The 25,675-nt window shown below is 38.1% G+C and carries 27 protein-coding genes and 1 riboswitch; of the genes, 17 read left to right on the top strand and 10 right to left on the bottom strand.

Annotation, left to right across the window (positions count from 1 at the left end):
- Positions 1-55: 55 nt before the first annotated feature.
- The gene (locus tag NST93_RS17745) at positions 56-985 is read right to left on the bottom strand and encodes an SDR family oxidoreductase (protein ID WP_405099342.1); all 930 of its coding nucleotides are present in this window, start codon (positions 983-985) and stop codon (positions 56-58) included.
- A 164-nt stretch (positions 986-1,149) separates the two neighbouring features.
- On the opposite strand from NST93_RS17745, the gene NST93_RS17750 reads away from it, so the two are divergent.
- Positions 1,150-1,317, top strand: a complete 168-nt coding sequence (locus NST93_RS17750) for a hypothetical protein (protein WP_405099344.1) — start codon at positions 1,150-1,152, stop codon at positions 1,315-1,317.
- A gap of 40 nt (positions 1,318-1,357) precedes the next feature.
- Here the strand turns inward: NST93_RS17750 and NST93_RS17755 are convergent, their stop codons facing one another.
- Entirely contained in the window at positions 1,358-2,065 is a 708-nt protein-coding gene (locus NST93_RS17755; RefSeq protein ID WP_405099346.1) for a hypothetical protein, read from the bottom strand.
- Between the two features lie 232 nt (positions 2,066-2,297).
- Positions 2,298-2,404: riboswitch (SAM riboswitch) on the top strand.
- Positions 2,405-2,523: 119 nt separating this feature from the next.
- On the opposite strand from NST93_RS17755, the gene solA reads away from it, so the two are divergent.
- From solA to NST93_RS17775, 4 genes are all read left to right on the top strand, one after another.
- On the top strand, positions 2,524-3,672 hold the full coding sequence (gene solA, locus NST93_RS17760) for an N-methyl-L-tryptophan oxidase (RefSeq protein WP_405099348.1): 1,149 nt from the start codon (positions 2,524-2,526) through the stop codon (positions 3,670-3,672).
- Positions 3,673-3,701: 29 nt separating this feature from the next.
- Positions 3,702-4,529, top strand: coding sequence for a MetQ/NlpA family ABC transporter substrate-binding protein (locus tag NST93_RS17765; RefSeq protein WP_405099350.1), 828 nt, complete (start codon positions 3,702-3,704; stop codon positions 4,527-4,529).
- An 81-nt stretch (positions 4,530-4,610) separates the two neighbouring features.
- A complete protein-coding gene (locus tag NST93_RS17770) occupies positions 4,611-5,639 on the top strand; it encodes a methionine ABC transporter ATP-binding protein (RefSeq protein ID WP_405099352.1) in 1,029 nt (342 codons plus the stop codon).
- 1 nt (position 5,640) lies between these two features.
- A complete protein-coding gene (locus tag NST93_RS17775) occupies positions 5,641-6,300 on the top strand; it encodes a methionine ABC transporter permease (protein WP_405099354.1) in 660 nt (219 codons plus the stop codon).
- Positions 6,301-6,729: 429 nt separating this feature from the next.
- Here NST93_RS17775 and NST93_RS17780 read toward each other — a convergent pair whose 3' ends face one another.
- On the bottom strand, positions 6,730-7,062 hold the full coding sequence (locus tag NST93_RS17780) for a hypothetical protein (protein WP_405099356.1): 333 nt from the start codon (positions 7,060-7,062) through the stop codon (positions 6,730-6,732).
- A gap of 319 nt (positions 7,063-7,381) precedes the next feature.
- Here NST93_RS17780 and NST93_RS17785 point away from each other — a divergent pair, with 319 nt between their 5' ends.
- From NST93_RS17785 to NST93_RS17815, 7 genes are all read left to right on the top strand, one after another.
- Entirely contained in the window at positions 7,382-8,092 is a 711-nt protein-coding gene (locus NST93_RS17785; RefSeq protein WP_405099358.1) for a response regulator transcription factor, read from the top strand.
- Positions 8,089-9,555, top strand: a complete 1,467-nt coding sequence (locus NST93_RS17790) for an ATP-binding protein (protein ID WP_405099360.1) — start codon at positions 8,089-8,091, stop codon at positions 9,553-9,555. The genes NST93_RS17785 and NST93_RS17790 overlap by 4 nt, the downstream gene beginning before the upstream one ends.
- Entirely contained in the window at positions 9,552-10,625 is a 1,074-nt protein-coding gene (locus NST93_RS17795; protein WP_405099362.1) for a LolA family protein, read from the top strand. Before NST93_RS17790 ends, NST93_RS17795 begins: the two co-directional genes overlap by 4 nt.
- Before the next feature lie 63 nt (positions 10,626-10,688).
- The gene (locus tag NST93_RS17800; RefSeq protein ID WP_405099364.1) at positions 10,689-11,189 is read left to right on the top strand and encodes a hypothetical protein; all 501 of its coding nucleotides are present in this window, start codon (positions 10,689-10,691) and stop codon (positions 11,187-11,189) included.
- 67 nt (positions 11,190-11,256) lie between these two features.
- Positions 11,257-11,430 (top strand): hypothetical protein, encoded by a 174-nt coding sequence (locus tag NST93_RS17805; RefSeq protein ID WP_405099366.1) that lies wholly within the window; start codon positions 11,257-11,259, stop codon positions 11,428-11,430.
- A gap of 145 nt (positions 11,431-11,575) precedes the next feature.
- Entirely contained in the window at positions 11,576-12,427 is an 852-nt protein-coding gene (locus NST93_RS17810) for a GyrI-like domain-containing protein (protein WP_405099368.1), read from the top strand.
- A gap of 212 nt (positions 12,428-12,639) precedes the next feature.
- Positions 12,640-12,936, top strand: coding sequence for a helix-turn-helix domain-containing protein (locus NST93_RS17815; protein WP_405099370.1), 297 nt, complete (start codon positions 12,640-12,642; stop codon positions 12,934-12,936).
- 60 nt (positions 12,937-12,996) lie between these two features.
- On the opposite strand, the gene NST93_RS17820 is transcribed toward NST93_RS17815, so the two are convergent.
- Together NST93_RS17820 and NST93_RS17825 are read right to left on the bottom strand one after the other, a co-directional pair.
- A complete protein-coding gene (locus tag NST93_RS17820) occupies positions 12,997-13,488 on the bottom strand; it encodes a DNA starvation/stationary phase protection protein (RefSeq protein WP_405099372.1) in 492 nt (163 codons plus the stop codon).
- A 183-nt stretch (positions 13,489-13,671) separates the two neighbouring features.
- Entirely contained in the window at positions 13,672-15,069 is a 1,398-nt protein-coding gene (locus NST93_RS17825) for a PLP-dependent aminotransferase family protein (protein WP_405103945.1), read from the bottom strand.
- A gap of 125 nt (positions 15,070-15,194) precedes the next feature.
- On the opposite strand from NST93_RS17825, the gene pdxS reads away from it, so the two are divergent.
- The gene (pdxS, locus tag NST93_RS17830) at positions 15,195-16,079 is read left to right on the top strand and encodes a pyridoxal 5'-phosphate synthase lyase subunit PdxS (RefSeq protein ID WP_405099374.1); all 885 of its coding nucleotides are present in this window, start codon (positions 15,195-15,197) and stop codon (positions 16,077-16,079) included.
- A 174-nt stretch (positions 16,080-16,253) separates the two neighbouring features.
- Complete coding sequence (locus NST93_RS17835) at positions 16,254-17,312, top strand: C45 family autoproteolytic acyltransferase/hydolase (RefSeq protein ID WP_405099376.1); 1,059 nt, start codon at positions 16,254-16,256, stop codon at positions 17,310-17,312.
- A 57-nt stretch (positions 17,313-17,369) separates the two neighbouring features.
- Here NST93_RS17835 and NST93_RS17840 read toward each other — a convergent pair whose 3' ends face one another.
- The 5 genes from NST93_RS17840 to NST93_RS17860 form a co-directional block, all read right to left on the bottom strand.
- Positions 17,370-18,029: an ABC transporter ATP-binding protein gene (locus tag NST93_RS17840; RefSeq protein ID WP_405099378.1), complete on the bottom strand. Its 660-nt coding sequence runs from the start codon at positions 18,027-18,029 to the stop codon at positions 17,370-17,372.
- Positions 18,029-19,093: an ABC transporter permease gene (locus tag NST93_RS17845; protein WP_405099380.1), complete on the bottom strand. Its 1,065-nt coding sequence runs from the start codon at positions 19,091-19,093 to the stop codon at positions 18,029-18,031. Before NST93_RS17845 ends, NST93_RS17840 begins: the two co-directional genes overlap by 1 nt.
- A gap of 71 nt (positions 19,094-19,164) precedes the next feature.
- Positions 19,165-20,544 (bottom strand): sensor histidine kinase, encoded by a 1,380-nt coding sequence (locus tag NST93_RS17850; protein WP_405099382.1) that lies wholly within the window; start codon positions 20,542-20,544, stop codon positions 19,165-19,167.
- 16 nt (positions 20,545-20,560) lie between these two features.
- A complete protein-coding gene (locus NST93_RS17855) occupies positions 20,561-21,238 on the bottom strand; it encodes a response regulator transcription factor (RefSeq protein ID WP_405103947.1) in 678 nt (225 codons plus the stop codon).
- A 206-nt stretch (positions 21,239-21,444) separates the two neighbouring features.
- Complete coding sequence (locus NST93_RS17860) at positions 21,445-22,329, bottom strand: LysR family transcriptional regulator (protein WP_405099384.1); 885 nt, start codon at positions 22,327-22,329, stop codon at positions 21,445-21,447.
- A gap of 139 nt (positions 22,330-22,468) precedes the next feature.
- Here NST93_RS17860 and NST93_RS17865 point away from each other — a divergent pair, with 139 nt between their 5' ends.
- From NST93_RS17865 to NST93_RS17875, 3 genes are all read left to right on the top strand, one after another.
- Entirely contained in the window at positions 22,469-23,437 is a 969-nt protein-coding gene (locus NST93_RS17865; RefSeq protein ID WP_405099386.1) for a DMT family transporter, read from the top strand.
- 204 nt (positions 23,438-23,641) lie between these two features.
- Positions 23,642-23,917 (top strand): GNAT family N-acetyltransferase, encoded by a 276-nt coding sequence (locus NST93_RS17870; protein WP_405099388.1) that lies wholly within the window; start codon positions 23,642-23,644, stop codon positions 23,915-23,917.
- 324 nt (positions 23,918-24,241) lie between these two features.
- The gene (locus tag NST93_RS17875; protein WP_405099390.1) at positions 24,242-25,660 is read left to right on the top strand and encodes an MFS transporter; all 1,419 of its coding nucleotides are present in this window, start codon (positions 24,242-24,244) and stop codon (positions 25,658-25,660) included.
- Positions 25,661-25,675: the final 15 nt, after the last annotated feature.

Raw genomic sequence — 25,675 nt, forward strand, 5'->3', positions numbered from 1 at the left:
TAATCTCTATCCCTTTTCATTTTCCTTCAGTTAAATAATGGGTTTGCGAATATAATTATGATGATGTCCATTGTCCGCCATTAACATGAAGCGTTTGTCCTGTTACAAAACGCGAATCATTTGAAGCGAGATATACAAAAGTCGGTGCTACCTCAAATGGCTGACCTTGCCGCTGCATAGGATTCCCCGCTAAAGTAACCTCATCGGCAGAGAAGCTTGCTGGTATGAGCGGAGTCCAAATTCGTCCGGGTGCAATGGCGTTCACCCGAATGCCCTGGCCTATCAAACTATTTGCTAAGGCGCGGGTGAAACCAATGTTAGCCCCCTTTGTTGCTGTGTAATCGATCAATTGTTTATTTCCGTCAAATGTCACAACAGAAGATGTATTAATAATGGAACTGCCTGCTTTTAAATAGGGAAGTGCTGCTCGGGTTGTATAAAAGTGAGAGTAAATATTTACTTTGAAAGTATCGTCAAATTGTTCATCTGTAATATCTAGCAGGCTTAATTGCTGAAATTGAATACCAACATGGTTGCATAAAATATCGAGTTGTCCCCATTTTCGTATTGTTTCTTCAACAATGAGAATACACTGTTCTTTTTCTCTCAAATCACCTGGAAGTAATATACAGCTCTGTCCGAGTTCTTCAATTCTATTTTTCGTTCGTTTTGCATCCTCATGTTCATCTAAATATGCAATCGCAACATTAGCCCCTTCTTTAGCAAAAGCGATGGCTGCAGCAGCACCCATTCCACTGTCGCCGCCTGTAATAAGAGCAACCTTTCCTTTAAGTTTTCCGCTGCCCATATAGTTGGGATTCTCTATAATCGGTTTTGGAACCATAAATTTTTCTACACCGGGCTGACGAAACTGTCGCTGCTCCGGTACGGTGACGGGGATATCTTCATATTGTGTTATTTTCCCGTAGTTTGGGTACATTGGATAGCCGTTTTTATCGGTATTTTTGTCATGTTTGTGTGACATAATTTCCTCCCTGAAGTAGTCATTTGTCCTACTTTATGTCGCATTGTTCAGTAAAGTGCATGTTCATTGCTGTTTTCGCAAGTCTAAATAACGAACCGAACGGGCTCAATACATTGATGAAATGAATAGAGTAAGAAAAAGGAGAGTTTGAAGGAGGTAATCACTTGTATTACTATAATCCGGAAATTAGATTATTTTTAATAAACCATTCTGATAAAAAAGTAGAACTGCTGTATGATGATAAGCCGAATTATTTCTTCATGCCATTTATTGGTCCGAGACCGCCATATTATTGTAATCCGCGCTATGACCATTATTATCCTGTTCTCTAAATTGGACAGCGGGTCTCGCCCCCTGTCCAATTTTTCCATACTACTTTAATCCCAATTCTATTTGTTTTTCAGCAACAGCTTGCATAAGTTCTTTATCTTTTACAATAGTAACATCTGGATCCCACTGTTTTTCCTCGGGCAATTCAAATTGAATCTTTTCTGCATAAGGTGCTGGACGGTCCATTAAATACTCAACGATTTCTTTCTTTATGAATTCTCGTGCTTCTTCTGGTGTACGTTTACCAGTTACCACATCATGCATCATGTTGATGGATAGAGTGTTTGCACCTTCATTATCGCAATGAACAGATACTTCTCCTTTTGTCCGGTCAATTACTAGACTTCCCTCAAGCTCTGCAATAAGTCCTGCTTTATCAGCTGGCACGTGATAATCAATGAATTGTTCCAATACATCACTGTGCGGCTCAGGGAAATCATGTGGTACTTCATCTCGAAAAGCGACTGTCCGTTTCCATGGTCCATTATTAAACCAAATAAGATAACTCTCTGTTGCTTCGTTTGGCGACCCGTAAAATTTCATTGTATTCTCTGCAGCCATTTTAGCAGTTGCAGGCCACTCTTTGATTATTTCTTCTACCTTATCTGAATGAACGAGATTGTTTTTTTCGCTTTGTTCATTCCCCTTGGCATGCAGCATTTTATTGGCACGCATGGCAGTAGCAGCCAATTTTAAACGGTCTTCTCCAGGTGCCTGTTCTGCTGCGGTTTTATTTGTGTCTTTTATCATTGCATTGTCCTCCCCGAATAAGTAATTCTGACTATAAAATTCATTTCCCTGCTTTAGCATTTCATAAACTATCAGAGAGAGATGCAGGATGAATAAGGAATTTTGCTGTTATTTCTATACATTTAGGTTATAACAACTTTTTTATATTTTCTTCCTAAACACTTGCTTATTAGGACAGAAGTAGGTATAATTGTTCTCATTACAGTTTAAACAAATAATAATTTAATAGTATTTCTTATCCAGAGAGGTTGAGGGACTGGCCCAATGATACCTCGGCAACAGGCAATGCTTCTATTGTACTGTGCTAATTCCAGCAAGCGGCAGCTTGATAGATAAGAAGAGTATTTTTTAATGTAAACTCTTCTTTAGATAGAAGAGTTTTTTTAATAGCAAAAATAGATTTCTGATAATTTGAGCTTTAAAAGCTATTTAAAGAATTAATATAGGGGGACATCAAGATGGCAGATGATAAATCTTTTGACGCAGATTACGCTGTAGTCGGTTTAGGATCAATGGGAAGTTTTGCTTTTTGGCAGCTTGCAAAGCGAAATAAGCGTGTAATTGGATTTGAACAATATACCCCGGGACATGATCAAGGTGCTGGGCATGGTGAAACGCGAATTTTTCGTACAGCTTATGGGGAGGGTGTAGAGTATGTTCCCTTACTGCAGCAAGCACGTTCTCTTTGGCAGGAATTCCAGACGGAGGCAGGTATTGAGATATATACTGAGAACAAAGGTACAATGTTTGGCCCTATTGGGGATGCATTTATAGAGACGGTAGAAGAAAGTGTTCATACTTATAAATTGCCGCACAAGAAGTTTAGTGCAGAAGAAGCAAAACAAGCTTATCCGCAAATAAAATTCAAAGATAATCATAAAATTATTTGCGAAGAATATGCAGGGTTTGTTCGACCAGAGCTTGCTATTGAAACGGCGGTAAAACAAGGAGTTAAACTGGGTGGGACCGCATATACGGAACATCCTGTTACAGCAATTGAGACTGATGAAAATGGCGTTTTAATATCTGTAAATGAAAAGCAATTTAGAGTGAAAAAAGTAATTGTTTCAGCTGGTGGCTGGACTAATAGCTTATTACCTCAGTTGAATCTGCCACTCGAATTGGAAAGACAAGTATTAGTATGGTATGACGCAAAAAAACCGGAATTATTTACACAAGATAAGTTTCCAATATTTTCTCGTGTCGTTAACGGGGAGGGCTTTTACGGTTTTCCGACGTTAGATGGAAAAACAGTAAAAGTTGCCATTCATCATGGTGGTGGGGATATTATTCACCATCCAAATGAGGTAGAACGGGAAATTCATCAGAGAGATTTAGATAAAGTAACAGAGCTTGTGAAGGAATATTTTCCAGATCTTAAACCTGAACCAGTAAAGGCCAAAACATGTTTTTATACAAATACACCAGATGAGCATTTTATTATTGGTGAGGCACCAAGCTTATCCAATGTGATCTTGCTTGGTCCTATGGCAGGACATGGATTTAAATTTGCACCTGTTATCGGGAAAATTGGAGCAGATCTAGCTTTAGAAGAGACATCAGATTTAGATATCGCGATATTTGATCCAAATCGCTTTAATAAATAAAATATCATAGATAGAGAGAAGGAATTATAATGAGAAAAAAATTATTTATCTTAGTAATTGGTATTCTAGCTGTTGCACTTGCAGCGTGCGGTTCATCAAGTGATTCTGATGAAAGTGTTGTTAAAGTTGGTACAACATCTGCAGAAATGCCTGTGTGGGATCTTGTGAAGGACCTTGCGGAAGAAGAAGGAATCGAAATTGAATTAGTTAAATTTGATGATTATGTGCAGCCTAACATTGCACTGGACAATAACGAAATTGATTTAAACGCATTCCAAACAGTTGTATACTTTGATAGTTTTATTGAAGATCGCGGATTGGAATTATCCGCAGTTGGAACAACCTCAATTTGGCCAATGGGAATCTATTCGAAAGAAATAAATGACGTAAATGAATTGCAGGATGGCGATCAAGTAATTATTCCAAAAGACCCAACGAATTTAGGCAGGGCGCTGGCGCTGTTGGAAAAGGCAGAATTGCTAACATTAAAGGAAGGCTTTGATGGGACAGGCGGCGTTGAAAATGTCGTTGATAATCCGAAGAATTTAGACATCGTTGCTGTGGATGCTGGACAAGCTGCTAGAGGACTGGACGATGCTGCTATCTCTGTCATTAATTCTGATATGGCACTGAATGCAGGTTTAAACCCGACTGATGATCCGATTTTTAGAGAAGATTCAAGTAATAAAGCCTATATTAATATTATTGCTTCACATACAGACAGAAAAGATGAAGAAGCATTTAATAAAATTGTGGAAATCTATCATTCAGATGAAGTATCCAGTTTTATTGAGGAAGAATTCGGTGGAGCGGCAATTCCGGTGAAAGAACCAATTTCGTTTTTGGATGACTATTAAAAAAACAGGAGAGGCTAGTCAGCGGTCATGGCCAGTCTCTTCTTACTAAAAAGCGAAATAAGTCCTAAGGGAGATTAAGATATGATTGTGTTAGAAGATGTAAATAAAGAGTTTGGAAAAAAGAATGAGAAAAAAGTATATGCATTACAAAATATTAATCTATCAATTAACAAAGGTGAAATTTTTGGGGTTGTTGGCTTTAGTGGTGCAGGAAAAAGTACATTAATTCGCAGTGTTAATTTGCTCGAAAGGCCAACTTCAGGAAAAGTACTCATAAATAACATAGACATGATGGCATTGCCACCGAAAGAATTGAGAAAACAGCGTAAAAAAATAGGTATGATATTTCAACAATATAATTTGCTCCATGCAAAGAATATTTTTCAAAATGTAGCGATGCCTCTCGTATTGGAAAAGAGACCCAAAGCAGAAATTGAAAAAAGAGTAACTGAATTATTAGCTTTTGTAGGGTTAGAAGACAGGGCAAATCATTTCCCGGAACAGTTATCTGGCGGACAAAAGCAACGTGTGGGTATTGCGCGTGCTTTAGCAACGAATCCAGATATTTTGTTGTGTGATGAAGCAACCTCAGCACTCGATCCCAGTACAACAGAAGCTGTATTAGAGTTGCTCCGCAAAGTAAGAGATGAATTTGGTGTTACAATTCTTATGATTACACATGAAATGAATGTTATTAAAGATATATGTGATCGTGTAGCAGTGATGGAGAATGGAATAGTTGTTGAGCAAGGTTCGGTAATCGATGTGTTTACAGAACCCAAAACAGAGATTACAGAAAGCTTTGTTCGAACGGTACTTAATTCAGAAATACCTAAATCAATTAGAGCAATCATTGAATCACAAAGCAAAGCGGGAGACAGTCGCTTTTATCGTGTGATTTTTAAAGGACATTCTACCGGCAGCCCCTTATTATCAGAAACAGCCAAAAAATTTGCGGTTGATATAAATGTGGTTCACGGTATGATAACTGAACTGCAAGATATACCTTTTGGAAATCTGGTCGTGAATTTTAGTGGTGAACAGAGTGAAATAGACAATGCGATTCAATATATGAAAAGTCGCAATGTAGTGATAAGGCAGGTGGATTAAAATGGGGTTTGAGCCATGGTTTTGGCCAGAGTTTTTCAGTGCCTTAAATGAAACACTGTACATGGTGAGTGTTGGGCTGATTATTTCTGTGCTAATCGGATTACCAATTGGTATTATTGTTGTTATTACAAGGGAAAATGGAATCTTAGAAAATAAAATTATTTTTAACATCCTCAATGTAATTATAAATATTTTCAGATCCATTCCATTTATTATTTTACTAGTTGCCATTACACCTTTCACGAGATTTGTTGTTGGATCTTCTATAGGAACAACTGCAGCAATTGTACCACTCGTGCTCTATACTGCCTTTTATATTGGCAGATTAGTAGAAAACTCTTTATTGGAAGTGGATAGTGGAACAATTGAATTAGCAGAGTCGATGGGTGCAACTCCTTGGCAAATTATTTGGAAGTTTCTTTTGCCCGAGGCATTAGGATCTTTAGTGTTGGCTATTACAATTGCAACAATCGGGCTGATTGGAGCTTCAGCCATGTCAGGTGCAGTCGGCGGCGGAGGTATTGGAGACCTTGCAATTACTTATGGTTATAATCAATTCAAAACGAATATTATGATCATAACGGTTGTGACATTAATAGTAATGGTGCAGGTGATTCAATCGCTTGGAAACGTGATATCAAAGAAAATAAGAAGAAAATAAGTATTAGAACGTGTGCAATGTTTGTTAGTAGATATTGCACGCGTTTTTTATGTTGTCATCAAAATGTTGAGTTTGTAGGCGAAGCCGTTTCGGAATCTTGAATCAGTAGGAAATTATTAGGAATTTAAGCGCGTTTTCCTTTCGAAAGCAATACGTATTCCAATCTTCTGTCTGTTTTCACAGAAGAATGTTGTTTTACTTTTGCTGATACTCTATACTCTGCTTGTGACAGACGGTGCTCGGTGTTCACTTTTTGTACTGGTGTAAAAAACAAATAATGAGCGAAGGAATATTAGCAGGCAGTTCTCTTTCTGCAAAAGCTTGCATGTTAAGGACTGTTCTATTAATTGAGGAGGAATATATAATTATTATGTTTGCAATTTGGAGGCTGAATATATCAATCTATCCTAAAGCAGAAAGAGAACTATCTTAACTCTGGTCACTCTTTATTAATTGCTCAAGTTGTTTCAATTTTTCCTGAAGATTATCTATTTCTGCCTGCATCTTCTCCATTTCCTGATCTGATTTAAAAGACCCTACCTGAGATTCAAAATCAGCAGTATTATCAGTGTTCAACTGGATAATCGCCCCAATAGTTGCTAGGGCATCACCCACGGTAGTTAGCACACCACCAAGTATACCTAGTGTTGTCCCAGTATTATTTGGTGGATTATATTGAAAAGTGGCTATGTTAGAATTTGAAATATTATCTTTATTACTGGACGCCGTATTAGCTATAGGATACCTATTATCACTTATCATGGTGTTCCTCCAAATAAAACTTATCTTAAATGCGATGATGTTCAATCGGATAAAAAAGGCTGTTATTCATCTGTCTAAACATTTCAATTCATAATATTCACCTATACAGAAAACGGTGTAGAATTTATATAAACAAAAGCTGAGTCCATAAAATTTAGTAAGCTATACATATAAAAGTGTGCTGCACGTACGAAGAAAGTCAATCTATCTATTGACTTAGTAATTTATACGGAGACTTCTGCAATTATTAACTAAAAATAAAATTTTTATTGGGTACACGTTCGGCAGCTTATACTGGAGAGAGAGAAGAGGGGGACCTATGTCAGAAAAAAACAAAATTCTTATCGTAGAAGATGACTATGAAATTGCCCGGATTATGCGGGACCATCTGGATAGGGAAGGGTTTAAAGTGACCTGGGCATCGACAGGAGTGGAAGGCTGGGAAGATTTTAAGGCAGACAATTACTCCTTGGTACTTGTAGATCTGATGATGCCTGAGATGGATGGTTTTACATTATGTGAAAACCTGCGTTTAGAAAGTGATGTCCCTATATTAATTGTCAGTGCGAGAAATGAGGATGAAAGCAAAATTCGCGGATTGGGTCTGGGAGCGGATGATTATTTAACGAAGCCCTTTAGTTTAAAGGAATTGACCGCTCGAGTCCGCTCACATCTTAGAAGATATGAGCGCTATACAAAAAAACATTATAATGAGCAAGTATTTCATTATAAATATGGATTAGCTATTGATTTCTTAAATGAGGCAGTATTTTTGGATGAAGAGCTCCTGTCTCTAACCGCTAAAGAGAGAGAAATATTATTTTTGCTTGCTAAAAATCCATTTATTACATTTGAGAAAGCAAAAATCTATGAACATGTGTGGCAGTTGATAAATGTAGATGGAAATAACACGGTGACGGTTCATATTAAGAGCCTGCGCGCGAAGCTTCGCGATACAGGGAAGCAAGCGAAATTTATCCAGACTGTCTGGGGTGTTGGGTATCGATTTATAGGAGATCAATTAGAATGAAGATTAAATATTGGCTGATGATAAGTTATTTGCTCGTAATGGTGCTCCCGATTGCTGCTTTATATATTCTGTACATTAGTCTGAATTCCTATGATCAAGAAGAGGATATCAAGGAATACTTTGAATTTCAGTTGTTGGTTGCAAATTTGGATAGCGAACTGCAGGATGTATCTTTGTATAAAATTCAGCCCGAAGAAAACTATCAGCATTTAGGGGAAGTGACAGATGATAATCTGAAAATAGATTTATATCGTTATGATGGTGTGCAGTTATATACAACAATAAATACACCGGGAAGTTCACCTTTTTTTCAAATGAATCAAGAAAAGCTGTTCCAAAATTTAAATGAATACCAGAAAAATCCCCGGACTTATTCGGTGAAAAAGCTCGTATTTGATGACACGAATCAGCTGGCTGGTTTATATGAAATAACGCTCGGTAGAAAAGAGTGGGTCGAGACATCGAACGAGCGTACAATAGTAATGTTTGTTTTATTGGGAATCTTTTTCGTTTCACTTTATTCCGTTGTCATTTTTTCCTTAAACCGAAAGCTGAATCGACCATTGTCAGAGTTACAAGACCATATGAAGGCATTTGCAGCGGGAGAAAATCCGGAACATCAGCTGGTTCAATCAAAGGATGAAATCGGTGTGCTCATCACACACTTTGAGCAAATGAAAGCTCAAATTGTTGAAACGAGAAATGCACTTGCTCGAGAAGAAAAAGAAAAGGAATATATGGTAGCCTCCTTATCTCATGATTTGAAAACACCATTAACCGTGATCCGGACGTATACAGAAGCTTTAGAAAGTCACAATTTATCAAAGGAAGAACGTAAAGAATATCAAACGATTCTTCAAGATAAATTAGAGCATATGAAGCACATGATTGATGACTTATCCATATTTACTGCACTGCAATCAGTTGAAAATAGGCCGGCCATGGTACAGGTTAACGGCAATGAATTCTTTGAAATGCTTTTTTCGGGGTATGAAGAACCTTGTTCCAAAAAAAATATAGAATTAAAAACAGAGCTTTATGTAAGAAATTCCTATAAACTTGACCCGAAACAAATGGTTCGCCTTGTTGATAATTTGATGGATAATAGTATTCGTTATACACCGGAACACCATCATATTTGGTTGGCTGCCATTTCATCTCGAAAATCATTACCGGATTGGGTTTTCCCTGAATTTACCACTGAGCTGAATTTATGGAGAGAAAATGGAACCGTTATTCTTATACAAAATGAAGGGAAAGGTATGGGGCAGACTAATCTTGAAAGGGTTTTTCAGCCCTTTTATCAGGATGATGTCTCACGTGGAAAAGGCTCAACCTCAGGTTTAGGGCTAAGCATTGCAAAAATTATTATGGAAAAACATGGTGGGAAAATTACCATTTGGTCAACAGAAAATAAAGGTGCATTAATTGCCTGTTGGATAAAGGAGAGGGGATCATCTTGAAGTTTACTTGGAGTAAATATTTGATTTTATTAAGTGTAATCCTATTGATATTAGGGGGCTGTTCACAAAAAGTGGAAGTCTCTGCAGAAGAGATTATTCACAATGCAATTGAATCAGAGAAGGAAGTAATAAACTATTCGGGAAAAGCAGAGATGAAATTTTTTGAAGGAGAAGAGTTAACAGAGCATATTCTGCTTGAGGAATATGTTGCCGATGAAAAGAAAAAGGTTGTGACAATAGATCAATTACTCAAACAAAGAGTAGAAGTCTTGAATGATGGAGAAACAATGCTTATGTACGATGAGACTAATGAGCAGGCACTTGAAATGGATGTGACTGAGTTTGGGGACTTAGCTGGTTTAAGTCCAAAAGAACAATTCAAAACACTGATGGAATCAATGCAGGATTCTCATACCTATAAAATCATTGGTGAGGAGAAAGTACTTGATTTTGACACATACCATATTGAAGTGAAAGCAAAAGAGACAGATAACTTACTTGGAGATATCGAAGTATGGGTTGACCAGAAAACATGGTTTGTTGTAAAAACTATTTCTGAGACAGGAGATACTAGAACAGAATTAGAGTATACCAAATTAGATTTTTCACCGAAATTTGCTAAAGATACGTTTACACTTGATATCCCAGATAATATTGAAATTACAGATTTAGCAAAGGATTTTGGTCCTGATACAGTTACAGTAGAGGAAGCGGAGACAGCATTGGGGCAAGCATTTCTTATGTTTTCTGAAGAAACAATATATTTGGCCAGTGTACAAATGTATGGTTATTCAAGCGAGCTGAATCGCTCCGAAGTGGAACTGATGTATCATTCCAAAGACGGTATTCCGATGTTTAGTTTGTCTATTTTCCCAACACCTGAGGGAATGGGGATTGAAGAAACAGATTTGGAGATTCGCGGCAATGCAGCGGAATATGAAGAGGTTACTGATAGCATTCTTTGGGATGAAGATGGTTTGCGCTATTCGATAGTACTAGCAAATCCTGATGCAGACATCGATGAAGTAGCAGAATGGACCGAAAACATGATATTAAGCTCAGAACGGTAATAAAGTTCAGTTTCCTTAAGAGATATTTTTCATAAAGGAAAAAGCGACAGCAGGGGTGGATACGTGATGAAAATGCGGAGCCGAATGATGAAGCAGATAAAAAAAGGTGATAATCGCTCATTTAAGAAATTTGTTCAGCATTATCACCAGTCAGTTTACAATGTTTGCTACTTCATTTTAGGAGACTGCAATGAAGCTGAAAATCTATCAAAAGCTATTTTTTTGGATGTTTATAATCACCTTGAAGAAGATTGTAAGGTGTCTGATAAGACAATTTCGCTGCTGCTGTTCCGAAAAACCGTCAACCTTGCTAGAACTCGGATTAGTGAAAGAAAACATAGTGAACGGGGAGAAAAGGGTCCTATATTAAATGCAAAAAATAAAAATGATATTAGGCTGTTGCTGATGCATCTTTCATTCAAAGAGAGAATTGTTCTCATATTGAATGCAAGTAATCACTTATCTGTTCAGGAAATTAGCGAAATCCTGGAAATCACACACTCCGATACTACCTACTTTATTTGGCATGGGAGAGAAAGGATTCGTGAGATGATTAGTCAGTAACCTGTTATGTTACAGAGCCATCTAAATCTAAATATAAAGAAAAAACCACATGATTGGAGTGCAGATTATGTCGATGATGATTATTGTTATTGCAGCAATGCTTATCTGGATCGCAGTAACCCGTGAAACAGTTAAACCTTCAAAAGAGATAAATTGGCGAAAAACGATAACCTTACTGTCAGGAGGATCTCTATTAACGCTTATTTTGACAATCTCACTCTTTCAAAATCTCCCTTTTTAGAATTTGTCAAAATGCTGTTGTAATTGGAATGGTTAACAGACCAAAGGCGGCATCTTTACTATTTCAACATGCAGTCCGAGTAAAGCACATGGAGACAGGAAGAAGAAATGATGCTCTGTTAAGATTTAATTAAGGAGTGAGTGACATGGTGTGGGTTGAATCATTACAGGCGGCAATAGACTACATGGAAGACCATTTACTTGATGACTTATCAATAGAAAGAATTGCCCAGGAGGCTAATTTTTCCGTTTTCCATTTTCAACGAACATTTGCGATATTAACGGATATATCTGTTGGTGAATATCTTAGACGTCGTCGCCTAACATTAGCTGCTTATGAGTTAACAAGTTCTGATACAAAGATTATTGATCTCGCCTACAAATATGGCTACGAAACTCCGGAAGCTTTCTCAAAGGCTTTTAAGCGGCAACATGGTGTAGCACCAAGTGAAGCGCGAAAGTACACGGGAAAACTAAAATCTTATAACCGCCTGGCGGTGCAGGTGAGTTTGAAGGGAGCAGAACCGATGCAGGTCAAAATTGTTGAGCGTGGAAGATTTCAGGTTGTTGGAATGAAACAGAAGTTTTCACTGGTTAATGAGGAGAACTTAGCAGGCATCCCCAAAATGTGGGATAAGGTAAACGGAGAGGGCATGGATGATCGATTGTTTAAATTAAACAACGGTCCAATTGAAGGTGTAGTAGGAGTATGTGTTGAAAGAGATTCCGAGTCCATTGATTATTGGATAGGTACAGCATATGAGGGCAGTGCACCTGACGGATTATCATCCCTGGAGATCCCTGCAACTAAATGGGCTATATTTGAAGTTCACGGCTCAATGCCAGACGCAATGCAGAACGTGTGGAAACAAATCTTTTCGGAATGGTTTCCTTCCAGTGGTTACAAACATGCAGGTACAGCAGAACTAGAGATATATTCAGACGAAGATCCATCCAGTCCCGACTTATACTCAGAAATCTGGATTCCTGTAAAATAGGAACCTGTCTAAGCAGCAGATTACATCGCTAATCTGCTGCTTACTTATTCTTCTAGTTTTCTGGTCAGCAGGCTTTACTAATGAATTAACACCATTCACAATTACTTTTAGCTTTGGACTTCATATGTTTTGGACATTATACAAGAAGGTCGGGTCAATAAACGATATTAAATATGAAGCGCATAAAATATACTATAGAAAGGGGTACCAGCATGGAGCTTGATTTAATTTGGCTCGCTCTCGGAATTGCTGCAGCGGGTTTCTTTATCGGTAATGGGTTGAAAAATTTTAAAAATCCAAATGCTAAAAGTTTCAGTGAAATTTTTGATGACGAGGAACCCGAACTGATAACGGAAAACGACGTGCATGACATTATTGGTATATCAAAAGAAGATGCAAAACATCTGATTAAGGAGCACCCAGATATACCACATATTAAGATTAATAATAGAGTATACTACCCACGAGCAAAATTACGGAAATGGGTAGAAAATATAGGAAATGAATAAACTGCCTCTCTAACTAAAAAAATAGTTGGAGGGCAGTTTAATTTTGTCGTACTTTAATTTTTATTCACCGTCTGTTGCATCGTTTCCTAAGAAAGCTTGCAGCATCCAGATTGTTAAATCAACACTGTCTTTATATCCTATTAATAAATCTTCGGTTACAGAGTCATTCTCCTTGCCAGCTAAAACAATTGCCTGACTTGTGATATCACGAATGGTGCGGTAATCAGCTACAAGGTTTTCCACCATCTTATCGGCAGAGATTTTGTTATTATAGACTTCTTCTTCAATTGATGCATGCTCTAAGAATTCTTTTAATGTGGAAAAAGGTTTTTCGCCCAGAGCTATCAGACGTTCTGCAATTGCATCAAAATGTTCAGTTGCTTCATTATAGAGTTCCTCGAATTTAGCATGCAATGTGTAGAATTTCGGTCCTTGCACATACCAGTGATACTGATGAAGTTTTACATATAAAACACCTAAATTTGCTACAATATGATTGGTCATTGATGCAGCGGATCTGTGATGGTGAATATGCGGTTGTTCCATTGCCATAATACATCTCTCCTTTTCATGTGCTATCTTTATTATACAGTAAGAATATTATGAATCCCTTGATTCACGTCACAATTTGAAAAGAATTCATAATTTAGGTTGAAATATGTGATGCCTTCTTGTCCAATATATATCTACCCTATTATTTCTTACTTCAAACTTTGTTATACTCTCGCTATAGCGCTATAGAATCTTCCAGCTTTTAAGTAATAGTTCAATTGCATTTGCCAGCTCAGGCTCAGGAATTCCCGCAAATCCAAGAATAATTATTGGCTGTGATTCATAATGGCTTTCCAGTAAATAAGAAGAAAGCGGATAGACCTTTACACTTTTTTGCAATGCTCTCTCGACCAGTTCTTTTTCAGGCATGCCATTATTTACTTTTAAAACGATATGGAATCCGGACAAATCCCCAACTATTTCAACAAAACGTTCATAAGGTTTTAATAACTCCAGTGTTTTATCCATTTTTCTGCGATAAACCTTACGCATTCGATTAAGATGTTTTTCAAAATCTCCTTCTCTCATGAAACGGGCAAGGATATGCTGATCAATTCGTGAAACGGAGCACTGAAAGAAGGATAATTTTTCTTTATAAAGCTTTATTAACTGTTTTGGCAAAACCATATAGCTAATTCGAATCGATGGAATAAGAGATTTCGAAAATGTGCCGAGATAAATTACCTTATCATTCTGATCCATGCTTTGGAGTGAAGGGATTGCTTTCCCGACATAACGAAATTCGCTGTCATAATCATCTTCAATAATAAAACGTTTTTCTTTGCTGGCCGCCCAATTTAACAGTTTAATTCTTCGATTTGCGGAGAGAACGGCACCATATGGAAAATGACGCGAAGGAGTCACATAAACAATATCAAGCTTTGAGCCTTCGAGATTATCGACCTTTACTCCCTTGCCATCGACTTCCAAGGGGGAGACCTCATTTGGATAGTTTTTCAAAATCCGGGAAATTGCATGATAACCAGGATCCTCTACCCCATAGGCTGCTTGATTACCTAATAAGAGTATCAGCTGCTGCAGCAAAGTTTCCACCCCAGCACCAAGAATAATAGCCTCGGGAGAACAGTGCACACCACGAGCCTGATAAATATAATGAGCTATTTCTTCACGTAAAACTCTTTCACCTTGCCAATCCCCCATTAATAAGAGTGCTTGATTTTCCTTATCAATAATATTTTTGGCAGACTTACGCCATTTTTCAAAGGGAAAATTTTCTGTATCTATCCTGCTGGGATGAAAATTATATTTGATTGGCTCGGTTTCCTGTTCGGGCATATTTTCATAACGAACAGGCTGCACATATTCTAAATCTTCATGTGCTAAGACAAAATAACCTTTTCTGGGAAAACCTTCGATATAGCCCTCGGCACCGAGTTGATCGTATGCCTGTTCAACGGTATTTTGACTAATCGTCAGAAATTCAGAGAGCTTCCTCTTTGAAGGCAGTTTGGTGCCGTATGGAATTCTTCCCTCCATGATTTCATTTTTAATATAATCATATAACTGTTCATAAAGCGGGATGTTACTGCCTCTATCCAGATTACAAGTGAGCATTTCCATCATTACAATCTCCAATCTGACCCTGTCAAATCTAATAAAACTGACTCTTTAAATAGTATCAACTACTATCTATAATATATTAAAATTCAAACAAATCAAGAAAATATCAGATAGGAGATGTGTACATGGGGATTATTACAGCACCTGAAAAAGAACAGACACTGGAAAAGATTAATGCTGGCGGGGTTATCATGGACGTTGTGAATGCGGAACAAGCGAAGATTGCGGAAGCGAGCGGTGCGATTGCAGTGATGGCATTAGAACGTGTACCTTCCGATATCCGTGCAGCGGGTGGAGTAGCTCGTATGGCGAATCCGCGAATCGTTGATGAGGTAATGGCAGCTGTGTCGATTCCAGTAATGGCGAAAGCAAGAATCGGCCATATTACAGAGGCACGGGTTTTGGAAAGTCTTGGAGTAGATTTCATTGACGAAAGCGAAGTGCTGACACCAGCAGATGAAGAATTTCATCTGTTAAAAAGTAATTATACGGTTCCTTTCGTTTGTGGATGCAGGGATTTAGGAGAAGCTTCACGCCGTATTGGGGAAGGGGCGTTAATGCTTCGAACGAAGGGGGAGCCAGGTACAGGGAATATTGTAGAAGCAGTTCGTCATATGCGCAAGGTTCAAGCACAGGTACGCAAGGTAACAATGATGCATGATGATGAATTAATGACAGAGGCAAAACTGCTGGGAGCACCTTATGAAATATTAAAACAAGTGAAGGAAGCTGGAAGATTGCCGGTAGCGAATTATGCTGCAGGTGGTGTAGCGACACCTGCTGATGCAGCGCTCATGATGGAACTTGGTGCGGATGGGGTGTTTGTCGGATCGGGAATCTTCAAATCAGAAAACCCGGAAAAGTTCGCAAAAGCGATTGTGCATGCGACAGCAAATTACAAAGACTATGCGCTGATTGGTGAACTGTCGAAGGAATTGGGAACAGCGATGAAAGGAATTGAAATTTCTAAGCTAAGTGGGGAAGAGAGAATGCAGGAGCGTGGCTGGTAATATTCTTTTAGGTAAGGGAATAAAACAGTTTTCATTTTGAGGCCACTGAAATTAATTTTCAAGTATGTCTCCACCAGAATTTGCTGCTGAATCACGATTACAAATCAAATCTTTCATTACCAGTCTTATTTACAGTACAATGAAATGTAATAAAAAAATCGGAGGCTGAGATAGATGAGGCGGATTTACAGTGATGTGATCCAATTCCGTGGAAGTCATTATGAATTTGGGTTAATCCAGGGAAGACAAATCAAAGATTCATTGATTCTTAAAAACCGAGAAAAGATCTGGAAGATTAGAAGCCCAAGATTTGCGATTGATGAGCAAGAAACCAAGAAGATGCTAGAACGCTTTGCTCCAGGAATATGGGAAGAAATAGAAGGACTGAAAGATGTTTTAGAATTACCGATGGAAATGATTTTACGAAATTTTGGTGGCTACCGGATTCCTGCTGAACGAAGCGGCTGTTCAATTGTAACGGGAAAGGAATTCCTGGTGCGAAATTATGATTTTCATCCAAAGACTTATGAGGGAAGGTTTAGCCTCTTTCAGCCCACAGACAAAGGGTATGCTACAATTGGACCGGCACAGAGAATTACCGGTCGTATGGATGGAATGAACGAAAAAGGACTAGCGATGGGATATAATTCGATTAATCGAAAGGAACCTGGTCCTGGATTTGTCTGCTGGATGATTGGACGGATGATTCTGGAAAACTGTGCAACGGCAGAAGAAACGATTGATTTTTTGAAAGAAATCCCGCATCGCCATACATTTAGTTACGTGGTTCTGGACCCGAACGAAGAAACGTACATTATTGAAACGAGTCCAAGGAAAATAGCAGTTCGCAAGTCCAATGCTTGTACGAACCATCATGAAGCTATACCAGAGGAGAATCGCAAGTACTTAGCAGATTCAAAACAGCGATTAGATACAATTCAAAAAAATACGAATGAAAATATGAGTGCATATGCTGCTTTTCGTATGATGAATGACACTGATAAAAATGTATTTTCCAAGGAATACAAAAGCTGGGCAGGTACAATCCATACATCGGTTTATTTTCCGAAAGAGAAACGAGCATGGATGGTACTTGGTGGGGATCAAGAGCCAGTTAAGTTCAATTTTGAGCGCTGGCTGGAAGGTGAAGATCAACAAATAGATAGAATTTATGGTGAGGTTGATACAGAGATTGGTTTTGCGCATATGGATTCGAAACTGAACAAGTTTTAATGGAGAAAATAAAAGAAGTTGGCCTCTAGATGCACCAGAGGTCAACTTCATCTGAATTTATTCTTCCAGTTTTCCATCACGAATTGTAACAACACGATCGCATAAATCAAGTACGTTTTCATCGTGGGTTACCATAATGCCAGCTTTTCCTCGTGCTTTCATTTCATTCGCGAGAAGTTCAACTACCTGTCTTCCGCGTTTTGAGTCAAGACTTGCAGTTGGTTCATCAGCGAGAATTAGTTTCGGGTCGTTAATCAATGCTCTTGCAATGGCCACCCGCTGTCTTTCCCCGCCGGAAAGTTCATTTGGATAGTTTGCCATCCGATTCTCTAAACCGAAATGCTCTAATAGTTCGGCTCCATAACTGTCCGCTTTATTTCCGGAAATCACATTAATAACTTGAAGCTGATCTTTGACTTTTAAATAAGGTATCAAGTTTGCTGCTTGAAAAACAAAGCCAATACTTTCTAGGCGTTTAGCCGTAAGCTGCTTTTTAGATAAAGAAGCCATATTTTCTCCATCCAGCAGAACATCCCCAGTTGTTGGTGTTAATAATCCGCCTGCAATGGAAAGCATTGTACTTTTACCGGAGCCGGAGGGACCGACAATGGCCAGGAATTCACCAGGCTTTACTTCTAACGATACATTATCTAGTGCCTTAAATTCAGACATGCCGTCTTGATATATTTTTGAGATGCTATTTAATACTAATGTCATTAGTGACTGCCTCCTTCTATTGCTTCGAGCGGATCGACCTTTACAACTTGAACAAAGGATATGACCGCGCCAACAATTGATACAATTAAAATTATAATTGAGGTTTTAGCTATCTGTGCAGCTTCAAGTTGGAAAGGCATGCTTTCTGGCATAATAAACGACATGCTGATGGTTAAGCCAGCACCTATTGCAATTCCAATTACTGCTACCATCGCGACTTGCCCTATTAAATTTAGAATCAAGTAGGATGTATTTGTGCCCAATGCTTTTAGTACACCAAATTGCTCTCTTTTTTGTAAAGTTATGACATAGAAAAAGACAGCTAATACAAATGCAGCAATAATAAACAAGAAGAAAATCATCATATTAAGTGATGCTTGCTCTTGAGGGTAGCTTGGGATACCTTGCAGAGATTCCTCTTTTGTTACGATGTCGTAGGAACTGCCCAATGTCTCTTTGATATTGCTTATTTTTTCCTTGTCTGCCTGAATCGCAAAACCATTAATGCTTTCCGGCTGCTCTCCTTTAATAAACAGAACTGGAGTATGGCTATAACGGTGACTTTGAGCAAATCCTGTAATTGTATATACGCTATCATCGCTAAAGGTTAGTGTATCGCCAACTTCAACACCTTCACGTTTTAAAGAAGCATCAGCAGTAACTTCAAACGCCTCGTCGCCCGCACTGCCTTCAATTACTTCTGGGACGAGCATTCCATTTGTATCTGTAAAAAACATTGCGATATCTTCATTTTGCTCCGTATCATTTACAGTTCCATTCATCATTCGAATGGAGATGGGAGCAATAGCTTCAATTCCATCTAATTTAGCTATTTCAGTCATATTTTCATATGGGATAAAGGATTTGGTTATATTGAGCTCAGCATCTTTATCCATAATTAAATAATCTGCTTGCAGATTTTCTATGGCTGATGCGTTATCAGAAGACAAGCCTTGAGCTAGAGCAGTTATAATAAAAATCAGACTGGATATCAATATCATGATTATGCCGATTAATATATAACGGAATTTAGCGTGCTTTAGTTCTCTTAATGCAAGAAACATCTTGTTCACTCTCCTAAACAATTGATACCTTTACTATAAGAGTGGTATGTGAATAGAAGATGAACAAGATATTACAACTGGGGGAGAGTGACGATAAACGTTGTCCCTTTGTCTAATTCACTCGTTACCTCAATCGTCCCATGATGGATATCGATTACTTTTTTGACAATAGACAGTCCTAATCCAGTACTATTATCTGTTCGTGTTCTGGCCTTATCTGCTTTATAAAAACGTTCGAATATCTGTGGGAGATCATCCTCGGAAATGCCGATTCCAGAATCCTTTACTTGTACTTCGATATATCTTTTATAACTCAAAACCTGAATTGAAATTGCAGCAGCTGGTTGAGAGTAGCGAATGGCATTACTGATTAAATTTACCCATACTTGCTGGATAAGTTTTGGATTTCCTATTGTAATCGCAGGAGACAGGTCCATTTCAATTGCTATTTCTTTATTTCTCCATTGCCATTCTGTTGCTGTTACCGCTTCTTTTATTTGCTCTGCAACATTGAAGGAAATGCTTTCACTTGAGTCGAGCTCATGATCAAGAAAAGACAATGTTAAAAGCTGCTGGCTCAATGTCGACAAGCGTTTGCTTTCGCTTTCTATAATATTCAAATAGTGATTTCTTTCTTCCTCCGTCAGATTATCCTCACGCAAAGCTTGAGAGAATCCTTGAATAGAAGTAAGCGGAGACTGGATTTCATGGGAAACATTGGATACGAACTCTTGTCGTTTTTGTTCCGTTTTTTCTAGGCTGCTGCTCATTTTACTGAAGTCTTTTGCAAGTCTGCCGATCTCATCACGCCGATTTACATCAAGTTTTACATGATAATTACCTGTCGCTAACCGTCTCGTTGCAGCAGTTAATTTATTGATTGGTCTAACAATCAAGCGAGAGCTGATCAATACAAGAAGAAAGCTGAATACCAGCATGAGAATGAGCATCATTCCAAGGAATATACGCATTTCTCCAAATTGCACTTGTGAGTTGGGACGAACAAATAATGCATGGTTTTCACCATTAACCTGAATGGGAACACCAACAGAATTACGTAAATCATCTTCAAAAAATCCTGTAACAAAAGGCTTCCAGCTATAATCTCGAATACCATGGTAAGTTTGGCCATTAAGAATGGCATTAATGTGTTTTTGTTCGATTTCCCTTATCCTGAAGGGTTCTCCGATTTCATGTTCTTGACCATCCGGACTAACAATGAGAAATTTATAGCCTAAGTCGCTTTGAGCATCCAAATAGCCAGTCACTGAACTGGAATCTCCCTTTTCATAAACCTCAACAATTCGATTGGCGATTTGGGTGATTTTTTCATCATTACTTGCTTTTAAAGATAATTGATAATATAAGTTAGAAGCTGCAAAAGAAAATAATGCACTTAAAATCATAATGGTCATCGTTGTTATAATGATTTTCACATATAAAGTCCGCATTTCTCGTACCTCGCTTTTACTTTGTCGTCAGTTTATATCCCAGCCCTCGAATGGTTTGAATAGAGAAGCCATGCACTTGTTCGGGAAATCGTTCGCGCAGCCGTTTTATGTGCACATCCACTGTCCGATCACTGCCATCAAAATCATTTCCCCAAATAGTGGCAATTAACTGCTCCCGGGAAAAGGTCTGATTTGGATAACTTGCGAGCTGTGCGAGTAATTCAAATTCCTTTAAAGGCAGAATATAGGTTTTTCCAAGTGATTCTATTTCATAGTTTTTACGATTAATCACTGCGTTTCCAGCTGAGATGAGTGCTTGGTTTGATATTTGAAAGCGGCGCAGCAAAGCCTTTATGCGGAATAATATTTCCTTTGGCTCAAATGGTTTCACGATATAATCATCGGTCCCAGCGGCATAGGCTTTTTCCTTATCCTGGATTTCTCCTTTGGCAGTTACCATCAAAACTGGAATATCATAGGTTTGCCGGATTTCTTCACAGAGTTGATATCCATCAATATTAGGCATCATAATATCAACAATTGCAAGCTGAATTTGTATAGAATCGAGTTGGGTTAATGCTTCTGCACCGTCGGCAGCTTCAATTGCTTTATAACCTTCCCTTTGTATATAAAAGCGTAATAATTCTCGAATATTTGGATCGTCATCAACAATTAATATTGTAATCATGGAAATACCTCCAATTTGTTTTATCGTAACACAGAGGATGAGGGAGGGAAACTTGGTTAATATCAAGTCCTTCATTTTCACAAACAGAAAACATCGTTTTATATTGAAATTTTAGAGCTGTTATTAGAGTTTTATCAATAGCATGAGCTAACTTGCTTTTATGCCGAGAGCCTCGAAAAGAAAACTATTCCAGAACAACTGAAATGGTCTTCTTAAATACTTTCCAATTCATATACGGAGGCATGATCATTCTCACTGTCAATTGTTTCGATGAATTTTTGAAGCGTGGTAGTCAGGAAAGTATCCGCTCTTCGAATAAATACAGTTGTGATGCTGCTGTATTTTTCAGGAAGCTTGTGAGATTGAATCAGATTACTTTGTTCCAGGTGAGCAACGGTTGTTTTCGGGACAAATGCAATACCCAAACCTACAACAACACTGCGTAATATAGTTTCTAATGTACCAAATTCCATAACCTTATGTGGGGTAATTTTTTGGTCATTATACCAAGTCTCAAGGCGCGCACGGTAGCCGCAGCCTTTTGAAAAGCAGAGGATTGGCTGTTTAATTACTTCTTCAAAGGTTGGGATTTGTCGATTGGATATCAGCACTAGTTCTTCATTAAATACGTCCTTAGCCACAATTTCAGGGGAGAAGTTCGCCTTTGTTACAAATGCTCCATCGAGCTTATGATTCAAAACCTTTTCTTCTAATTTATTCGTTACACCTGAGAAAAGAGATAACTCTACATTTTTATACTTTTTATCAAATGCTGCAAGTAAGTTTGGTAAATGAAAGACTGTTTCAATCGTTCCAATTTCTAATTTTCCAGAAGGTTCGTTTTTGCTTTGAACAGCTTTTTTCATTTCCTTTGTTAAAGCCATAATCTTCTCACTGTAGATTAATAATTTTTTGCCCTCAGGTGTTAGCGTCATTCCGCGACGGTGACGATTAAATAGAGGGGTATTCAATTCTTTTTCCAGCTTTTTGATGCGGGAAGTAATATTAGATTGCACATAATTTAATTCTTTAGCGGCTTCAGTAATCGTTCCCTTTTCGGCGACAATCTGAAAGATTTCCAAGTCCTTAAATTCCATGTTTTCTTCTCCTTCATAGAAAGTTCCTGATTATATGATATCACTAAAAATGATGTAAATCATCATTTGAATTCATTTTACAAGATATCTTGAAGGTTAGATAATAAAAGTATAAACTCAGAGAAGGAGAAAGGGAAAAGTGAAGAATAGGGTATGGTTTGGGGCGTTTTTATGTTTTATTGCTGCAGCTTCGTGGGGAGCGATGTTTCCGGTAGCGCACGCGGCATTTCAGCATATTGATCCCTTCTATTTTACGATTATTCGTTATGTAGCAGTAACTGTTATTTTAGTTGTCTGTTTATTTTGGAAAGAAGGGAAGCAGGCTTTTCGATTTGAAGGAAAGGGTACACAGCTATGGTTTTTCGGAACGATGGCTTTTACAGTCTATAATTTGCTAATTTTTTGGGGAGAGGATTTATTAGGGCAGCCTGGAGTGATGATTGCCTCTATTATGGAATCCCTAATGCCGATGATTTCGATTGTTATTGTTTCTATTTTATATAAAAGATTACCACAGGGACTCACATTAATGTTTGTGCTGCTTTCATTTGTAGGTGCCGTATTAGTCATCACGAAAGGTGATGTACAAGTATTCTTCAGAGCAGCTGACGACTTTATTCCATCCTTGCTTATTTTCATAGCAGTGATTGGCTGGGTTGTTTATACAATGGGAGGTGCAGAGTTTGGGGGCTGGTCTGCACTAAGGTATTCTACATTAAGCTGTTTACTTGGAACGATTACCGCTGTTGTAATTGTCGGGGGGATGACATTATTCGGGTATATTTCTGTTCCTACAGTAGAGGTGCTGACAGCTACAAGTCCGCATTTATTGTTTATGATCATCTTTCCGGGTGTGATTGCATTAGTTGGCTGGAATGTTGGGGTAAATATCCTGACACCGTTAAATGCATTGCTGTTCATTAATTTTGTGCCAATTACTACATTAACCATCTCAGTTATTCAAGGAAGTCCGATTACTGGATATGATTTAATTGGGACAGCATTTATCATCATTTCATTAATTGGCAACAATATTTATCTGAGATTATCAGACAAGAAAAAGGCAGTGAAAGAAGCGGAAAATAATTTAGTCGAGGGAACATCTTAGAAAATAGATTAATTACAGCGTGCAGAGGGTATCTTCATTTATATGTGGAGGTACCTCTTTTTGTTGCTGCAAAACGTATTGCAGATGTCAATAAAAATTCAAGAGGAATGCATGCACGGAATGGATTTGAGAAAGACTATTGTAGGTGAAGTGAAGAGCTGACGGGAAATTTCCTGTAAAATAATGAAAGGGTGAAAGAAAAAAATGGGCTATCAATTTGAAGAGGAAGCTGGCCGTATTGTTGTAAAGGATAAGGAAGGTACAGAAGCCGGGGAATTAACCTTTACTCGAGAAGGAGACGATGTAATAATTATTGACCATACAGGCGTTGAACCAGCACACCGAGGACAAGGTTTAGCAGAGCAGCTTGTAAATAAAGCGGTGGATAAAGCGAAAAAAGAAAATTTACGAGTAATGCCAGTTTGCCCCTTTGCGAAAAAGAAATTCGAAGAAAATGAGGAATATAAAGCTGTGTTATAGCATGTGATTGAAGACCCTTTGAATTTCTTCAAAGGGTTTATTTTAATTTAAAACACGTTGACTTCGTTTAATACTTTATTTACATGGCAATTCATTAGGGCCATTACTTTATCTATATTTTAAAATGTGAAAAAATGCACATAATTAGAGAGTGATCCTGCTTTTAAAAAACTTATTGGAACCTGTTATGATGAGCTCAAAACAATAAAATTCTACTTTATAGCACTATTATCCAATTCATTTCTTTATGACATAAGCAACTTTTAGTTGGCAATAATATAGAAGGAATTGCCTTCAAAAAAAATTCCAATAGGAGGAAACATCATGGAAAGTACTTACAAAGGCACAAATAAAATGATTACGGGTATTGTATTTGGAGTTATTACATTTTGGTTATTTGCACAATCAATGGTTAATATCGTTCCTGCTGTTCAAGAGGATTTAGGAATTTCACTTGGGACAATTAACGTAGCAATCAGTCTTACAGCGCTTTTCTCTGGTATGTTTATTGTTGTAGCTGGTGGGTTAGCGGACAGAATCGGACGTAAGAAAATAACATACGTTGGTCTGGTTCTAAGTGTTATTGGTTCTTTACTGCTTGTTTTAGCAAGTGGCTCTGTCTTACTAATTGCAGGCCGTATTCTTCAAGGTTTGTCAGCTGCAGCAATCATGCCGGCAACGATAGCTTTGATGAAAGAGTACTTTGAAGGTGCAGAGCGCCAGCGTGCATTAAGCTACTGGTCAATTGGTTCTTGGGGCGGATCTGGCCTTTGTTCATTCTTTGGTGGTGCAGTTGCAACATCAATGGGCTGGAAATGGATTTTCGTCTTTTCAATTGTTTTTGCACTGCTTGCAATGTGGTTGATTAAAGATACTCCAGAAAGTAAAGCGGAGACAACTGGTACATTTAAGTTTGATTTCGGTGGATTAGGGATATTTATTGTAACAATGCTTGCTTTAAATATTTTAATTACTCAAGGTGCAAGTTTTGGGTGGACAAGTCCTCTAACACTTGGTCTTGCAGCAATTACAGTTGCGGGCATCATTGCCTTTATTAAATACGAAGCAAAACGACAAAATGCATTAATTGATTTTAAAATGTTTAAAAGTAAACCTTATACAGGTGCAACAATTTCTAACTTCCTGCTGAATGCGGTAGCAGGTACGCTTATTGTAGCGAATACGTATGTACAGGTCGGTCGTGGATTCTCAGCGTTCCAATCAGGTATGCTGTCACTTGGTTACCTTGTAGCTGTACTTGGAATGATTCGTGTAGGTGAAAAGCTCATGCAACGTACAGGTGCTAGAAAGCCAATGATTTGGGGGACTATTTTAACTCTCATTGGTGTCGGTGTAATGGGACTTACATTCTTGCCTGATTTAGCTTATACAATTATTGTATTTGTTGGATTTATTCTTTTCGGTTTGGGCCTTGGAATGTATGCAACTCCATCTACTGACACAGCAGTAAGCTATGCACCAGCTAATAAAGTTGGGGAAGCTTCTGGTGTATATAAAATGGCAAGTTCATTGGGTAACGCTTTTGGGGTTGCAATTTCTGCAACAGTTTACAGTACGATAACTGCATTCAGCAGTGTGGAAGTTGCTGCTACAGGCGGGATTATTACGAATGTAATCTTTGCTGTGTTATCATTAATTTCAATTATATTTCTTGTACCTAGAAGTACGGGACGTGACTCAGAAGGACCGAAGACACCTGAGGCACCAGTCATGAAAATGTGACCGGGAAACACAAAT

Source organism: Oceanobacillus sp. FSL H7-0719, from assembly GCF_045040795.1.
In the GTDB taxonomy this organism is placed as follows: Bacteria; Bacillota; Bacilli; order Bacillales; family Amphibacillaceae; genus Oceanobacillus.

Excerpts from the sequence above, each read along its gene's own strand:
- NST93_RS17745 (WP_405099342.1), bottom strand. The coding sequence starts at position 985 with ATGTCACACAAACATGACAAAAATACCGATAAAAACGGCTATCCAATG.
- NST93_RS17755 (WP_405099346.1), bottom strand. The coding sequence starts at position 2,065 with ATGATAAAAGACACAAATAAAACCGCAGCAGAACAGGCACCTGGAGAA.
- solA (WP_405099348.1), top strand. The coding sequence starts at position 2,524 with ATGGCAGATGATAAATCTTTTGACGCAGATTACGCTGTAGTCGGTTTA.
- NST93_RS17765 (WP_405099350.1), top strand. The coding sequence starts at position 3,702 with ATGAGAAAAAAATTATTTATCTTAGTAATTGGTATTCTAGCTGTTGCA.
- NST93_RS17770 (WP_405099352.1), top strand. The coding sequence starts at position 4,611 with ATGATTGTGTTAGAAGATGTAAATAAAGAGTTTGGAAAAAAGAATGAG.
- NST93_RS17775 (WP_405099354.1), top strand. The coding sequence starts at position 5,641 with ATGGGGTTTGAGCCATGGTTTTGGCCAGAGTTTTTCAGTGCCTTAAAT.
- NST93_RS17780 (WP_405099356.1), bottom strand. The coding sequence starts at position 7,062 with ATGATAAGTGATAATAGGTATCCTATAGCTAATACGGCGTCCAGTAAT.
- NST93_RS17785 (WP_405099358.1), top strand. The coding sequence starts at position 7,382 with ATGTCAGAAAAAAACAAAATTCTTATCGTAGAAGATGACTATGAAATT.
- NST93_RS17790 (WP_405099360.1), top strand. The coding sequence starts at position 8,089 with ATGAAGATTAAATATTGGCTGATGATAAGTTATTTGCTCGTAATGGTG.
- NST93_RS17805 (WP_405099366.1), top strand. The coding sequence starts at position 11,257 with ATGTCGATGATGATTATTGTTATTGCAGCAATGCTTATCTGGATCGCA.
- NST93_RS17810 (WP_405099368.1), top strand. The coding sequence starts at position 11,576 with ATGGTGTGGGTTGAATCATTACAGGCGGCAATAGACTACATGGAAGAC.
- NST93_RS17815 (WP_405099370.1), top strand. The coding sequence starts at position 12,640 with ATGGAGCTTGATTTAATTTGGCTCGCTCTCGGAATTGCTGCAGCGGGT.
- NST93_RS17820 (WP_405099372.1), bottom strand. The coding sequence starts at position 13,488 with ATGGCAATGGAACAACCGCATATTCACCATCACAGATCCGCTGCATCA.
- NST93_RS17825 (WP_405103945.1), bottom strand. The coding sequence starts at position 15,069 with ATGGAAATGCTCACTTGTAATCTGGATAGAGGCAGTAACATCCCGCTT.
- pdxS (WP_405099374.1), top strand. The coding sequence starts at position 15,195 with ATGGGGATTATTACAGCACCTGAAAAAGAACAGACACTGGAAAAGATT.
- NST93_RS17835 (WP_405099376.1), top strand. The coding sequence starts at position 16,254 with ATGAGGCGGATTTACAGTGATGTGATCCAATTCCGTGGAAGTCATTAT.
- NST93_RS17840 (WP_405099378.1), bottom strand. The coding sequence starts at position 18,029 with ATGACATTAGTATTAAATAGCATCTCAAAAATATATCAAGACGGCATG.
- NST93_RS17845 (WP_405099380.1), bottom strand. The coding sequence starts at position 19,093 with ATGTTTCTTGCATTAAGAGAACTAAAGCACGCTAAATTCCGTTATATA.
- NST93_RS17850 (WP_405099382.1), bottom strand. The coding sequence starts at position 20,544 with ATGCGGACTTTATATGTGAAAATCATTATAACAACGATGACCATTATG.
- NST93_RS17860 (WP_405099384.1), bottom strand. The coding sequence starts at position 22,329 with ATGGAATTTAAGGACTTGGAAATCTTTCAGATTGTCGCCGAAAAGGGA.
- NST93_RS17870 (WP_405099388.1), top strand. The coding sequence starts at position 23,642 with ATGGGCTATCAATTTGAAGAGGAAGCTGGCCGTATTGTTGTAAAGGAT.
- NST93_RS17875 (WP_405099390.1), top strand. The coding sequence starts at position 24,242 with ATGGAAAGTACTTACAAAGGCACAAATAAAATGATTACGGGTATTGTA.